This window comes from Micromonospora sp. WMMD1120 (assembly GCF_029626235.1).
GTDB lineage: Bacteria > Actinomycetota > Actinomycetes > Mycobacteriales > Micromonosporaceae > Micromonospora.
The window spans coordinates 54,298-68,139 of the sequence record NZ_JARUBO010000005.1 but is presented as its reverse complement, the minus strand read 5'-3'; the positions used below and the strand labels follow the sequence as shown (position 1 = coordinate 68,139).

Sequence of the window (13,842 nt, the reverse complement as noted above, 5' to 3'; positions counted from 1 at the left end):
AGGGATGTCGGTACGACGGACTAGAGTCGCTGCCGTGACAGCTACGACACCGCGCCTGCTCCTCGTCGACGGACATTCCATGGCATACCGGGCGTTCTTCGCCCTGCCTGTGGAAAACTTCTCCACCACGACGGGCCAGCCCACCAACGCGGTCTACGGCTTCATCTCGATGTTGATCAACGTGCTGCGCGACGAGCAGCCCACCCACATCGCCGTGGCGTTCGACGTCTCCCGCCGATCGTTCCGCACGGATCAGTACGCGGAGTACAAGGCCGGCCGCAGCGAGACGCCGACCGACTTCAAGGGCCAGGTCAGCCTGGTCAAGGAGGTCCTCGCCGCGCTGCAGATCCCGGTGCTGGAGAAGGAGGGCTTCGAGGCCGACGACGTCATCGCGACGCTCGCCTGCCAGGCCCGCGACCAGGGCATGACGGTGCTGATCAGCAGCGGCGACCGGGACGCCTTCCAGCTCGTCGACGACCAGATCACCGTCCTCTACCCGCGCAAGGGTGTCTCCGACCTGGCCCGGATGGACCCGGCGGCCATCGAGGCGAAATACGGCGTCGGCCCCCAGCAGTACCGGGATCTCGCCGCCCTGGTCGGCGAGACCAGCGACAACCTGCCCGGCATCCCCGGCGTCGGCCCGAAGACCGCCGCCAAGTGGATCACCACGTACGGCGGGGTCGAGGGCGTGATCGCCCGCGCCGACGAGATCAAGGGCAAGGCCGGCGACAGCCTGCGGGAGCGGCTCGCCGACGTGATCCGCAACTACGAGATCAACCGACTCGTCTCCGACCTGGAGCTGCCGCTGCGCCCGGAGGACACCCGCTGGACGGGGTGGGACCGGGAGGCCGTGCACCAGGTCTTCGACACCCTGGAGTTCCGCATCCTGCGGGACCGCCTCTACCAATACCTGGAGTCTGTCGAGCCGGAGGCGGAGTCCGGCTTCGACCTCGCCGGCGAGGTCCTCACCGAGCCGGGCGCGCTGTCCGGGTGGCTGGGCACGCACGTCCCGACCGGCACCCCGGTCGGGCTGGCCGTCAAGCTCGACACCGGCCCGAACCGCCGGCACACCGCCTCGATCACCGGCCTGGCTCTGGCCACCGCCGGCGGAGCCGCGGCCTGGGTCGACCCGGCGCGGCTCGACCCGACCGACGAGGCCGCGCTGTCCGGCTGGCTGGCCGACCCGCAGCGGCCCAAGGTGCTGCACGACAGCAAGCCGGCGGTCCTGGCCTGCGCCGCGCACGGGTGGCAGCTCATCGGCATCGTCCGCGACACCCAGATCGCCGCCTACCTGGCCCGCCCCGACCAGCGGTCCTACGACCTGACCGACCTGGCGCTGCGCTACCTGCACCGCGAGCTGCGGGTGGACGCGCCGGAGACCGGCCAGCTCACCCTCGACGGGCTGGGCGACGAGGGGGTGGCCGAGCAGAACCTGATGCTCCAGGCGCGGGCCACCCTCGACCTGGCCGACGCGATCGACGCCGAGCTGTCCCGCGACGGCGAGCAGTCCGCCCGCCTGATGGCCGGGGTGGAGCTGCCGCTGATGCGGGTGCTCGCCGGCATGGAGACCGTCGGCATCGCCGCCGACACCGACTATCTGTCCGACTTGGAGGCGCACTTCGCCGCCGAGGTGAAGGCCGCCGCCCAGGGCGCGTACGAGGCGGTGGGCCGGGAGTTCAACCTCGGCTCGCCCAAACAGCTCCAGGAGATCCTCTTCACCGAGCTGGGTCTGCCGAAGACCAAGAAGATCAAGACGGGCTACACCACCGATGCCGACGCCCTGCAGTGGCTCTACGCGCAGCAGCAGCATCCGGTGCTGGCCCACCTGCTGCGCCACCGCGACGTCGCCAAGCTCAAGTCGACTGTCGACGGGCTGCTCAAGTCGGTCTCCGACGACGGCCGCATCCACACCACCTTCAACCAGACTGTCGCGGCCACCGGGCGGCTCTCCTCCACCGAGCCCAACCTGCAGAACATCCCGATCCGCACCGAGGAGGGCCGGCGGATCCGCCGGGCCTTCGTGGTGGGGGAGGGCTACGAGTGTCTGCTCACCGCCGACTACAGCCAGATCGAGATGCGCATCATGGCGCACCTCAGCTCGGACGACGCGCTCATCGACGCGTTCAACTCCGGCGCCGACTTCCACGCCGCCACCGCCTCGTCGGTCTTCGGGGTGGCGGTCGACGAGGTCACGCCCGACCAGCGCCGCAAGATCAAGGCCATGAACTACGGCCTGGCGTACGGGCTCAGCGCGTTCGGTTTGTCCCAGCAGCTCAGCATCAGCACCGAAGAGGCGCGCGGGCTGATGGAGAACTACTTCGCCGGCTTCGGCGGCGTGCGTGACTACCTGCACCAGGTGGTCGCCCGGGCCCGCCAGGACGGCTACACCTCGACGATCCTGGGCCGCCGCCGCTACCTGCCCGACCTGGTCAGCGACAACCGACAGCGTCGCGACATCGCCGAGCGGATGGCGCTGAACGCCCCGATCCAGGGCTCCGCCGCCGACATCATCAAGGTGGCGATGCTGCACGTCGACACCGCCATCCGCGAGGCCGGGCTGCGCTCCCGGATGCTGTTGCAGGTGCACGACGAACTGGTCTTCGAGGTGGCTCCCGGTGAGCGGGAGACGTTGGAGGCGCTGGTCCGGCGGGAGATGGGCGGGGCGCACCCGCTGTCGGTGCCGCTGGAGGTGTCGGTCGGCGTGGGTCGGGACTGGAACAGCGCTGACCACTGATCTGTGGTCACGGTGTGAGGTTCCGGAGTGTGGTTGCGATGGGGGGTTCCGGGGCAGCCCGACCCGCTCCGGGCGGTCAGGCTTGATCCCTGCGCGGGTCGGGCTGCCCCGGAACCCTGACCGGCTTGACCTGGTCGCGTTGCTGCCCGGCCATCGCGCGGGTCGGGATCGGAGAGGGGTGTCGGTTACTTGAGGGGGTCGTGGCCCCAGTTCATCAGGGACCAGCGCCACTTGGTGTCGCGGACGTTGCCGGAGGGGCGCTGCGCCATGTGTCGGCGTACGTAGCCGACCACCTTGCGCATGTGCTTGTAGTCCGCCTCGGACAGGTCACCGCGCTTGCGGCGCAGCAGGTTGATGATCTTTCGGCCGGACTCGTGCCCGACGGACTCCCCACCGCCGGTACGGCCACCCTTGTGCCAGCCGACCTGTTTCGACTCGTTGGTTTCGAGCCATGTGGACAGCTCGCCGGGCTTCATGTTCACCGCCTCGGTGAACTCCCGGTAGGTGTCCCGGCCCTGGTCGTCAGCTCTGCTCATGACGCAACGCCTCCGGCCGGTGGGCCACGTCGCGGCCCGTGCCGTCACTGCGGACCCGGTACTGCGGGTCGTCCGGGGACGCGTTCACCGCCCGCCCGCGAATCCGCGTCCGCTCGGTGATCGTGCCCTGGACCACGCCGTACGCGCGGCTGCCGTGCGCCGACCAGGAGACGTGGTCGCCCTCGTGGAATCGCTGTTCGGCCATGGTCACCGGCTACCCGGCACCGTCGGGGCGAAACGGCTACGGCGTGATCTCGGCGATCGGCAGCTTGATGTCGAACGGCTCGGTCAGCTCGATCACGTCGGCGCCGTCGGCGACCAGCTCGTACTGCCGCTCACCGCCCGGCCCCACCCGGTCGCCGATCTGGTACGCGTAGACGTGCACCGGGTCCTGCTCGATCCGCCAGTAGAACGGGATGCCGGCGGCGGCGTACTCACCGGGCTTCGCGAACCGGTCGATCCGTCGCGTGCCGGGCGACACGATCTCCACGGCGAGCACGACGTCCGCCGGCCGCAGAGTGGACCGGGAGGAGTCGACGCCGGCCCGCCGTAGGAGCACGTCCGGCTGCCGGCTGGTGTTGGGACTCAGCCCGACGCCGACGGCCTGGACGACCCGAAGGTCGGCCGGCACGTGTTGCAGCAGCCAGTGCGCCAGCAGCAGCGAGATGTCCTGATGGCCCAGGGTGGGGGAGGGTGTCACCTGGATAACTCCGTCGACGAGTTCGACGCGGGGGGCGTCGTCCGGCAGGGCGAGCAGGTCCTCCAGCGTGTAGTCGGCACGCTGCTGCCGCATCGGGTCCGGACACCAGGGGCCAGGTGATGTCGGGATGGGCTCGGCGCTCATGGGTTGGAGCCTACCGGCGATCGATGGCGCGCAGGTCGGACTGCGGGTGCGACGCGCTCAGTCGGCGGGCTTCTCGGTGACGAAGATGGCGGTGCCGGGGAAGAGGCGTCCGCGCAGCGGGCTCCACTGTCCCCAGGTCTGCCCGTGCCCCTCCGGCCACTCCGGCTCCACCAGGTCCAGCAGCCGGAACCCGGCGCCGACCAGCTCCCGGACCCGGTCGCCGAGGGTGCGGTGCTGCTCGACGTAGGTGGCCACGCCGGACTCGTCCTGCTCCACGTAGGGGGAACGGTCGAAGTACGAGTGCACCGCCGTCAGCCCGCCCTCGCCCGGGTCGTCGAGGAAGATCCAGCGCATCGGGTGGGTCACCGAGAACACCCAACGGCCACCGGGTCGCAGCACCCGGTGCACCTCGGCGAGCAGGGCCGCCGAGTCGTCCACGAACGGGATCGCGCCGAAGGCCGTACAGGCGATGTCGAACGACCGGTCGGCGAACGGCAGGGCGAGCGCGTCGGCCTGCACCAGCGGTACGCGTACCCCGGTGACCTCGGCGGCCTCGGCGGCGTGCCGCAGCATGCCGGCGGACAGGTCGAAGGCGACCGGCCGGGCGCCCTGGGTGGCCAACCACCGGGCGGCGGCGGCCGCGCCGGCGCCCACCTCCAGCACCCGTCGCCCCGCGACGTCACCGAGCAGCCGGGCGTCGGCCTCGCGCAGCCCTTCCGGGCACCAGACGAAGTCCACGTCGCCCAGGAACGCGCCGTGCTCGGCCTGGTAGTCGTCGGCGTCGGCGTCCCACCAGCCCCGGTTCGCCCGGCGGGCCTCCGCGTCATCCACCCGGCGCCGGGTGACCCGGCTGTCGTCATCCACGCGCCAACGCTAGGCCCCGCCGCTGTCGGAGTACGCGGTGGGCCGCCCCGACCCGGCGACCAGCCGTGCGGCCGGGGCGATTGGGGCTGCTGTGACGCACGAGACAGCAGTGGTGGTTTCCGGGCGATTGTTCGGCTTTCGCAGGTCGGCACGCGTAGAGATGCCGGGAGGGCTTGCACGCTGTGGTAATGCGCACGGTAGGCTAGACGATGCGCTCGCGGATCGCGTTGCCTCGGCAGGGAGCAGGTGCGCGGTCGACGGAGCCACATCATGATCTCATTTGGCGATCGTTCGGTGTGCCCGGCGACAAATCCGCTGGCGCGAACGGGTCACCGCGACACACCAGCCTGCTGTGACAACCCACCGACCGGAGCAACCGCCCACATGACGAGCAGCATCGAGGCCCCCTCGAGCGCCACCCGGGTCACCCACGACGATCTCGGTTCCGAGGAGGCTTTCCTCGCCGCGATCGACGAGACCATCAAGTACTTCAACGACGGCGACATTGTCGAAGGCACCGTCGTCAAGGTCGATCGGGACGAGGTCCTGCTCGACATCGGCTACAAGACCGAGGGCGTCATCCCCTCTCGGGAGTTGTCGATCAAGCACGACGTGGACCCGGCCGAGGTTGTGACGGTTGGCGACCACATCGAGGCCCTGGTCCTCCAGAAGGAGGACAAGGAGGGTCGTCTGATCCTCTCCAAGAAGCGGGCACAGTACGAGCGGGCCTGGGGCACGATCGAGAAGATCAAGGACGAGGACGGCGTCGTCCGCGGTTCGGTCATCGAGGTGGTCAAGGGCGGCCTCATCCTCGACATCGGGCTGCGCGGCTTCCTGCCCGCCTCCCTGGTCGAGATGCGCCGTGTGCGTGACCTGCAGCCGTACGTCGGGCGGGAGCTCGAGGCCAAGATCATCGAGCTGGACAAGAACCGCAACAACGTGGTCCTGTCCCGCCGGGCCTGGCTCGAGCAGACGCAGTCCGAGGTGCGCACCGAGTTCCTCAACAAGCTGCAGAAGGGCCAGGTCCGCAAGGGCGTCGTGTCCTCGATCGTCAACTTCGGCGCCTTCGTGGACCTGGGTGGCGTCGACGGCCTGGTGCACGTCTCCGAGCTGTCCTGGAAGCACATCGACCACCCGTCCGAGGTCGTCGAGGTCGGCCAGGAGGTCGAGGTCGAGGTCCTGGACGTCGACCTGGACCGCGAGCGCGTCTCCCTGTCGCTGAAGGCGACCCAGGAGGACCCGTGGCGGCAGTTCGCCCGTACCCACGCGATCCAGCAGATCGTGCCGGGTAAGGTCACCAAGCTGGTGCCGTTCGGTGCGTTCGTCCGCGTCGACGACGGCATCGAGGGCCTGGTCCACATCTCCGAGCTGGCCGAGCGCCACGTGGAGATCCCGGAGCAGGTCGTCCAGGTCGGCTCCGAGGTCATGGTCAAGGTCATCGACATCGACCTGGAGCGCCGCCGGATCTCGCTGTCGCTCAAGCAGGCCAACGAGGGCTTCGTCGAGGGCGAGGAGCACTTCGACCCGACCCTCTACGGCATGGCCGCGACGTACGACAACGAGGGCAACTACATCTACCCGGAGGGCTTCGACCCGGAGACGGGCGAGTGGCTCGAGGGGTACGACAAGCAGCGCGAGACCTGGGAGAACCAGTACGCCGAGGCTCGTCAGCGCTGGGAGGCCCACACCAAGCAGGTGCAGACCTCTCGGGCCGCCGACGCCGAGGCCGCTGCCAACCCGGCTCCCGCCGTCTCGGCCGCCGGTGGCGGTGGCGGTGGCACCACCTCCTCGTCCAGCCCGGCCCCGAGCCGGCAGGCCGAGGAGCCGGCCGGCACCCTGGCCACCGACGAGGCGCTCGCCGCACTGCGGGAGAAGCTCGCCGGCGGTAAGTGACCCGCTGACGACGACGGGCCCCGTCCCCCGCGATCTCCGGATCGCCGGGGGCGGGGCCTTCGCCGTACCTGGTGCGCTGATCCTGCGACCGGTCGTGAGTGTTGATCCACTCGGTTTCCTTGATGACGCGGTGTCGAAGCGGCGTGGAAGGCCCGATTCCAAGGAAAGCGAGTCGATCAAAGCGGCGGCGGGGCGTGGGGCGGGTTGGCGACGCGTGCACCGATCCGGTTGACTGGTCGGGTGCTGAGGGTGGGGTTGACCGGCGGGATCGGGTCAGGCAAGAGCGCCGTGGCCGCGCGGCTCGCCGAACGGGGCGCCGTGGTCATCGACGCCGACCAGGTGGCCCGGGAGGTGGTGGCGCCGGGCACGGACGGGCTGATCGAGATCGTCGCCGCGTTCTCCGACGCCGTGCTGGACGCCGACGGCGCCCTGGACCGCGCCGCCCTCGGAGCGGTGGTCTTCGCCGACGCGGACGCCCGTCGTCGGTTGGAGGCGATCGTCCACCCCCGCGTCCGGGCCCGTACGGCGGAGCTGATCGCCGCGGCGGCGCCGGACGCGATCGTCGTCAACGACGTGCCGCTGCTGGTGGAGACGGGCCTCGCGCCCACGTACCACCTGGTGGTCGTGGTGCAGACGGCGGCGCCGATCCGACTGGAGCGGCTGGCGCGCGACCGGGGGATGAGTCGCGCGGAGGCCGAGCGGCGGATCGCCGCCCAGGCCGACGACGCCCGTCGCCGGGCGGCCGCGGACGTGGTGCTGACCAACGACGACAGCCTGACGGCGTTGCACGACGCCGTCGACGCGCTCTGGCGGCAGCGGCTGCGGCCCTACGAGGACAATCTGCGCCAGCGGCGGGTGATTCCCCCGAGCCGGCGTGCCCCGGCCGAAGCCGACGCGAGTTGGCCGGAGCAGTACGCGCGGCTGGCCGCTCGGATCCGGCACGCGCTCGGCGCGGAAGCGCTGCGCATCGATCACATCGGCGCGACGGCGGTGCCCGGTCTCGCCGCCCAGGACGTGATCGACATCCAGGTCGCGGTGTCCAGTCTCGCCGACGCGGACGGGGCGTTGGCCGACCGGCTGGCGGGCGCCGGGTTCCCCCGGGTGCCGGGGGAGTGGTGGGACGACCCGCGTCCGGCCGGTCGGGCCCGCTGGCGCAAGCGGCTGCACGGCAGCGCGGACCCGGCCCGTCCGGTGCGCCTGCACGTGCGGGTGGCGGACTCGCCGGGGTGGCGGTACGCGCTGCTGATGCGCGACCACCTGCGCGCCGACCCGGATCAGCGGTCCGCGTACCTGCTGCTCAAGCGGGACCTGGTCGACGCCGCTCCGGAGGCCGGTGACTCCGGCACGGCCCGCGACCCGTGGTTCGACGAGGAGTACCTGCGGGCCGAGCAGTGGGCCGCGCAGACCGACTGGCGTCCCTGACCGGCTGGCTCAGCGGGCCCCGGGGCGAGGGGCGGTAGCCAGGCGGGGCACCACCGCGGGCCGCAGGTCCAGTTGGGCCCAGGCGTCCGCGCCGGTCCGCAGCTCGAGCCGGCGTAGCGACCCGTCGGCACGGTCGATCCAGTAGCGCAACCGCGCGGTGGCCGGGCCGGACTCGACGACGTCCACGGCCCGCCCGGCGATGACGTCCTCGCGGACCCGTTCGGCAGTACCGCGGTGCCGGACCGACCCGGCGGCCAGCGCGGCGTCCACGAGCACCCCGAGGTCGTCCGCGCCGGTCCGGCTGGTCCGCCAGGGCCCGGCCGGGAGCGGCAGCGGCGGTCGGGCCGGCGCCTCCGCGGTGTCGCCGTCCGCGGCCACCGCCGCCACGTCCGCGCGGGCCAGACCGGTGCTGTCGCGGCGCAGCAGGGTCCGGCGATCCGGTACGCCGAGGTCGGCGACCGCGAGGTACGCGCTACGGGCGGTCCAGCTCAACCAGCCGGCGCCCCGCAGGTTCGTCTCCGTGCCGACCGGGGCGGTGAGCGTCACCGTGGCACCGCCCTGGGCGCGTAACCGGGCCGGCAACCGGTCCAGCCGACGCTGCTCGTCGTCGGTCAGCCCCCGGGGCAGACCCGGTCGACCGCCGAGGGCGTCCACCGGTCGCAGTGTCGGCCGGTCGGCGCGGTTGAGGACGATGGTGACCGGTCCGACGTCCGGTACTCGGGTCACCAGCCGGTGCAGCCGGGCGTCCTGGTCGAGCCAGTACCGGGTCGGCCCGTCCGCCGCCGGGGTCGGGGTGCTCGTCCCGGCGGGCGGGGCCGCCTCCAGGACGTCCACCGGGCCGGCCAGCACCGTCTCCCGGGCGATCCAGCGCGCGCCGGTCGCCGGGGGGTCGGGACGGTCGGCGGCGAGCCCGAGGAGCAGGCCCAGCACCGGTCCCAGGGGCGTCCCGGGAGTCAGCCGGTGGAGCCGCCACCGATCGGCCGGTGGCACCAGCGGCGGCGCGGCGGGGGTGGGCACCGCCGCCGGGTCGGGACGGAGCACCAGCACCCGCCCGTTCTGCTGCACCAGCCCGCGCTCGGCGCCGGCGCCCGGCCCGCCCACGTCGACGTAGAGCAGCGACCGGGACCAGTCAACCCAGCCCACCAGCTCGATCCGGTCGGCGTCGGCGCCGGCGGTGACGCGTACGCCGGCGCGCAGGTCCCGCAGGTTCGTGACCCGTACGGCGGCCAGTCGTTCGGCCTCCGCGACGGTCACCGGCCGGGCCGGCTCGGGCGGGTCGGGCGCCCAGCTCAACAGCCCCAGCACCAGTGCCGTCGCGGACGTGACGGCGGTCAGGCCGAGCAGCAGCAGCGCACGGCGGCGGCGTCGGCCGGCCGGTGCGGAGCCGGCGGCGTCCTCGTCGGGGGCGGTCGTCCCGGCGGGGTTCGTGGCGGTGGCGCCGGGCATCGGGGTCGAAGTCGTGTCCACGAAGGTGAAACGGGCGGAACGGCACCGGGGTGACGAGCAGGGGGCGCTCGCGGCGGCCGGTCTGCGCCGTGAGCGCGACCGCACCGGTGCGCACGCCGGACGAGCCGGGTGCTGCGACCGAGGTGCCGGGGGCGCCGGCCCGTGATGAACGGCCTGGCGCCGGCCCGGTCGGCCGCCGCGAGCGGCCTACAGGAGAAGGGTAGTCCCGGTGACATGGGCCACACAATGGGAATATTGAAGCCGATCACGTACCTGGCGTGACGGCCGAACCTGTCGGACCTCCGGCGTACCGTTGATGGCATGGCGCTCGACATTCCCCGGCTCGACGGCCGCTTCCAGGTCGTCAGTGAGTTCCAACCCGCCGGCGACCAACCGGCCGCGATCGACGATCTTGAGCGTCGGGTTCGCCGCGGTGATCGGCACAGCGTGCTGCTCGGCGCGACCGGCACCGGCAAGAGCGCCACGACGGCCTGGCTGGTGGAGCGGTTGCAGCGGCCCACCCTGGTGCTCGCCCCGAACAAGACGCTCTGCGCGCAGCTGGCGAAGGAGTTCAGCGAGCTGCTGCCGCACAACGCCGTCGAATACTTCGTCTCCTACTACGACTACTACCAGCCCGAGGCGTACATCCCGCAGACCGACACCTACATCGAGAAGGACTCCTCGATCAACGAGGAGGTGGAGCGGCTGCGGCACTCGGCGACGATGTCCCTGCTCACCCGACGCGACGTGATCGTGGTGGCGACCGTCTCGGCGATCTACGGTCTCGGCACCCCGGAGGAATACCTCGACCGGGCGGTGCGGGTGCAGGTCGGTCAGGACCTCGACCGTGACCAGCTGCTGCGCCGGCTGGTCGACATTCAATACACCCGCAACGACATGGCCTTCCAGCGCGGCACCTTCCGGGTCCGGGGCGACACCCTGGAGATCATCCCGGCGTACGAGGAGTTGGCGGTCCGCATCGAGCTGTTCGGCGACGAGGTGGAGAAGCTCTACTACCTCAACCCGTTGACCGGCGACGTGGTCCGCGAGGTCGACCAGCTGGTGATCTTCCCGGCGACGCACTACGCCGCCGGTCCGGAGCGGATGGAGCGGGCGATCCGTGACATCGAGGCCGAGTTGGCCGAGCGGCTCGCCGAGCTGGAGCGCCAGGGCAAGCTTCTGGAGGCGCAGCGGCTGCGGATGCGCACCACCTACGACATCGAGATGATGCGGCAGGTGGGCTTCTGCTCCGGCATCGAGAACTACTCGATGCACATGGACGGCCGGCTGCCCGGCAGCCCGCCGCACTGCCTGCTCGACTACTTCCCCGACGACTTCCTCACCGTCATCGACGAGTCGCACGTGACCATCCCGCAGATCGGCGGGATGTACGAGGGTGACGCGTCGCGCAAGCGGATGCTCATCGACCACGGCTTCCGGCTGCCCAGCGCCGCCGACAACCGGCCGCTGCGCTTCGACGAGTTCCTCGAGCGGGTCGGCCAGATGGTCTTCCTCTCCGCGACTCCTGGCACCTGGGAGATGGAGCAGGCCCAGGGCGAGTTCGTCGAGCAGGTCATCCGGCCCACCGGTCTGGTCGACCCGGAGGTCGTGATCAAGCCGACCAAGGGTCAGATCGACGACCTGATGCACGAGATCAAGCTGCGTACCGAGCGGGACGAGCGGGTGCTGGTCACCACGCTGACCAAGAAGATGGCCGAGGACCTGTCCGACTACCTCCTGGAGAACGGCATCCGGGTGCGCTACCTGCACTCCGAGGTCGACACCTTGCGCCGGGTGGAGCTGCTGCGCGAGCTGCGCAAGGGCGACTACGACGTGCTGGTCGGCATCAACCTGCTCCGGGAGGGTCTGGACCTGCCCGAGGTGTCGCTGGTGGCGATCCTCGACGCCGACAAGGAGGGCTTCCTGCGCAGTGGTCGGTCGCTGATCCAGACCATCGGACGGGCGGCCCGTAACGTCTCCGGCCAGGTGCACATGTACGCCGACAAGATCACCCCGTCGATGGCGGCGGCGATCGAGGAGACCGACCGGCGCCGGGCCAAGCAGATCGCGCACAACGAGGCGAACGGCATCAGTCCGGAGCCGCTGCGCAAGAAGATCCACGACATCCTCGACGACATCTACCGCGAGGCGGAGGACACGGAGAGTTCGAGGGTCGGGGGCGCGGTGCGTCAGCTCTCCCGAGGCAAGGCGCCGGTCAAGGAGACTCGCAGCCGGAGCCGGGCCGCCGCACCGACCACCTCGCGGGAGGGGATGGCCCGCGCCGACCTCGCCCAGCTCATCCAGGAGCTCAACGACCAGATGCTGGCGGCCGCCCGCGAGTTGCAGTTCGAACTGGCGGCACGGATCCGCGACGAGGTCGCCGACCTCAAGAAGGAGCTGCGGGGAATGGATGCGGCCGGCGTGAAGTAACGTCGCCGCCTACCGTCCGCAACTGCCCTGAGCTGCGGAAACGTCAGCTCGGGTCGGGACCGGCGGTAGGCGGCGTCGAATGCCCTGATTGCGGTGTGCGAGCGCGCTATTGCACTGGGTGATCGTCCTGCGTAGTCTCCCTCGGTGGGGAGGCCGGGATGCCGCTGCCAACAAGTCCTGTCATTCGACGCGTACGTCTCGGCGCAGAGCTGCGCCAGCTCCGTCGGCGTGAGTCGCTGACCCTGGAGCAGGTCTGCGACCGGTTGGGCTGGGCGTCGACGTCGAAGTTGTCCCGCATCGAGCTGGGTCAGAGCCGACCGGACCTCGCCGACGTGCTCGATCTGCTCGACGTCTACAAGGTGCCGACGCCCGCCCGGGACGCGCTGATCGTCATCGCTCGCGACGCCGCGACCAGTCGGGGCTGGTGGAAGACTCTCGGCGAGATGAGCGAGCGACAGCGCACCTACGCCGAGTTGGAGGCGGGCGCCGCCGAGATCGTGGAGTACCAGCCGTCGGTGGTGCCGGGGCTGCTCCAGACGCCGGCGTACGCCCGGGTGCTGGTCGCGGCCGGCGCCCAGCTCGCGCCGGACGTCGACGTGGAGGCCGAGGTGCGCGCCCGGGCGCTGCGGCAGGAGGTGTTACGGCGGGCCTACCCGCCGCGGTACACGGCGGTGCTCGCCGACGCCGTCTGCGACCCGGGCGACCTGCCGGTGGCGGTTTGGCGGGAGCAGTTGCGGCATCTGGTCACGGTGACCGGGCTGTCCCACGTCACGGTGCGGCTGCTGCCGCGCGGGGCGGCCGGCGGTGGCCTGCACCCGCTCACCCCGTACTCCTGCTATGCCTTCCCCGACCCGGCGGACCCGCGCACGGTGATGTTGGAGGCGTTGACCACCGACGTCCGCTTGGCCACAGTGCTCGACGTGGACCGCTACCAGCGGATGACCGAGTCGCTGCTGGCGGCCGCGTTGTCGCCGGAGGAGACGGTGACGACGCTGGCCCGCCGCGTCGGCGAGTAGCCGGTCGGCGACCGCGCTGGTGCGACGCGCGGCCACCGGGCCCGGCGCCCCCGAGCCCGTCGGGACCGGCGGCCGGCGCGTGCGCGGGGACGATAATCGAGGGGTACGACAGCTCGGCTCAGGCCGGCACGTCGAGGAAGTGCTCGACGATGGGCGGGCTCGCGAAGTGCGGCCCGATCAACGCCCGCCAGCGCTCGAACCGGTCGGTGGCCCGGAAGTTCTGCTCGTGCGCCTCGACCGAGTCCCACTCGACGAGCAGCACGAAGCGGGTGGGGGACTCGATTCCTCGGGTCATCCGTACCGACCGGCAGCCGGTCGCACCCGCGAGCACCGGGCGCCCCTCGGCGTACGCGGCGGCGAACGCGTCCTCGTGTCCGGGAAGTACGTCGATCAACGCGACCTCAAGCACCATGCCGGAAAGCCTCCCACGCCGTTGGCGGTCGGTGTCGTCGCGGGTCCGTTGCGGTCGACGCTGCACCCTCCCCGCCTTCGACTCGGCCGGCCCGCCAGGTCGCTCACCAGTGCGTCCGGCCCCGACGGAGGGAATCCGACGGTCACCCCTGTCCGGTGGCCAGGCCTCTCGGATATGGGCTAGCCTCCTAGGAAGCCATAGCGGGTGTGTGGGGTGTACCGCACCACCAACCGCCCGGGGTGTGA

The 13,842-nt window shown here is 71.4% G+C and carries 11 protein-coding genes; 5 read left to right on the top strand and 6 right to left on the bottom strand.

The window, feature by feature from the left end; all coding sequences use genetic code 11:
- The first annotated feature begins 34 nt into the window (after positions 1-34).
- On the top strand, positions 35-2,734 hold the full coding sequence (polA, locus tag O7634_RS00365; protein ID WP_278148180.1) for a DNA polymerase I: 2,700 nt from the start codon (positions 35-37) through the stop codon (positions 2,732-2,734).
- A 185-nt stretch (positions 2,735-2,919) separates the two neighbouring features.
- Here polA and O7634_RS00360 read toward each other — a convergent pair whose 3' ends face one another.
- Genes O7634_RS00360 through O7634_RS00345 form a run of 4 tightly spaced genes read right to left on the bottom strand, consistent with a single transcriptional unit; the run spans position 2,920 to position 4,978 of the window.
- Positions 2,920-3,270 carry a DUF3140 domain-containing protein gene (locus O7634_RS00360; RefSeq protein ID WP_347404232.1) on the bottom strand — a complete coding sequence of 117 codons (351 nt, stop codon included), beginning with the start codon at positions 3,268-3,270 and terminating at the stop codon, positions 2,920-2,922.
- Positions 3,257-3,475 carry a DUF2945 domain-containing protein gene (locus O7634_RS00355; protein WP_278148179.1) on the bottom strand — a complete coding sequence of 73 codons (219 nt, stop codon included), beginning with the start codon at positions 3,473-3,475 and terminating at the stop codon, positions 3,257-3,259. The genes O7634_RS00360 and O7634_RS00355 overlap by 14 nt, the downstream gene beginning before the upstream one ends.
- A gap of 36 nt (positions 3,476-3,511) precedes the next feature.
- Positions 3,512-4,114 carry a Uma2 family endonuclease gene (locus O7634_RS00350; protein ID WP_278148178.1) on the bottom strand — a complete coding sequence of 201 codons (603 nt, stop codon included), beginning with the start codon at positions 4,112-4,114 and terminating at the stop codon, positions 3,512-3,514.
- A gap of 57 nt (positions 4,115-4,171) precedes the next feature.
- Positions 4,172-4,978, bottom strand: a complete 807-nt coding sequence (locus tag O7634_RS00345; protein ID WP_278148177.1) for a class I SAM-dependent methyltransferase — start codon at positions 4,976-4,978, stop codon at positions 4,172-4,174.
- Positions 4,979-5,362: 384 nt separating this feature from the next.
- On the opposite strand from O7634_RS00345, the gene rpsA reads away from it, so the two are divergent.
- Together rpsA and coaE are read left to right on the top strand one after the other, a co-directional pair.
- Positions 5,363-6,871 (top strand): 30S ribosomal protein S1, encoded by a 1,509-nt coding sequence (gene rpsA / locus O7634_RS00340; RefSeq protein ID WP_278148176.1) that lies wholly within the window; start codon positions 5,363-5,365, stop codon positions 6,869-6,871.
- A gap of 240 nt (positions 6,872-7,111) precedes the next feature.
- On the top strand, positions 7,112-8,293 hold the full coding sequence (gene coaE, locus O7634_RS00335) for a dephospho-CoA kinase (protein ID WP_278148175.1): 1,182 nt from the start codon (positions 7,112-7,114) through the stop codon (positions 8,291-8,293).
- 9 nt (positions 8,294-8,302) lie between these two features.
- On the opposite strand, the gene O7634_RS00330 is transcribed toward coaE, so the two are convergent.
- Complete coding sequence (locus O7634_RS00330) at positions 8,303-9,760, bottom strand: hypothetical protein (RefSeq protein WP_278148174.1); 1,458 nt, start codon at positions 9,758-9,760, stop codon at positions 8,303-8,305.
- A gap of 300 nt (positions 9,761-10,060) precedes the next feature.
- Between O7634_RS00330 and uvrB the strand changes: the two genes are divergently transcribed.
- Together uvrB and O7634_RS00320 are read left to right on the top strand one after the other, a co-directional pair.
- Positions 10,061-12,169, top strand: a complete 2,109-nt coding sequence (gene uvrB, locus O7634_RS00325; RefSeq protein WP_278148173.1) for an excinuclease ABC subunit UvrB — start codon at positions 10,061-10,063, stop codon at positions 12,167-12,169.
- A gap of 158 nt (positions 12,170-12,327) precedes the next feature.
- A complete protein-coding gene (locus O7634_RS00320) occupies positions 12,328-13,185 on the top strand; it encodes a helix-turn-helix transcriptional regulator (protein ID WP_278148172.1) in 858 nt (285 codons plus the stop codon).
- 118 nt (positions 13,186-13,303) lie between these two features.
- Here the strand turns inward: O7634_RS00320 and O7634_RS00315 are convergent, their stop codons facing one another.
- Positions 13,304-13,597 (bottom strand): antibiotic biosynthesis monooxygenase family protein, encoded by a 294-nt coding sequence (locus O7634_RS00315; RefSeq protein WP_278148171.1) that lies wholly within the window; start codon positions 13,595-13,597, stop codon positions 13,304-13,306.
- Between the last annotated feature and the right edge of the window lie 245 nt (positions 13,598-13,842).

What these genes read in the sequence shown, in the direction of transcription:
- O7634_RS00360 (WP_347404232.1), bottom strand. Translation starts at nt 3,270, where the DNA reads ATGAGCAGAGCTGACGACCAGGGCCGGGACACCTACCGGGAGTTCACC.
- O7634_RS00350 (WP_278148178.1), bottom strand. Translation starts at nt 4,114, where the DNA reads ATGAGCGCCGAGCCCATCCCGACATCACCTGGCCCCTGGTGTCCGGAC.
- O7634_RS00355 (WP_278148179.1), bottom strand. Translation starts at nt 3,475, where the DNA reads ATGGCCGAACAGCGATTCCACGAGGGCGACCACGTCTCCTGGTCGGCG.
- uvrB (WP_278148173.1), top strand. Translation starts at nt 10,061, where the DNA reads ATGGCGCTCGACATTCCCCGGCTCGACGGCCGCTTCCAGGTCGTCAGT.
- rpsA (WP_278148176.1), top strand. Translation starts at nt 5,363, where the DNA reads ATGACGAGCAGCATCGAGGCCCCCTCGAGCGCCACCCGGGTCACCCAC.
- O7634_RS00320 (WP_278148172.1), top strand. Translation starts at nt 12,328, where the DNA reads ATGCCGCTGCCAACAAGTCCTGTCATTCGACGCGTACGTCTCGGCGCA.
- O7634_RS00315 (WP_278148171.1), bottom strand. Translation starts at nt 13,597, where the DNA reads ATGGTGCTTGAGGTCGCGTTGATCGACGTACTTCCCGGACACGAGGAC.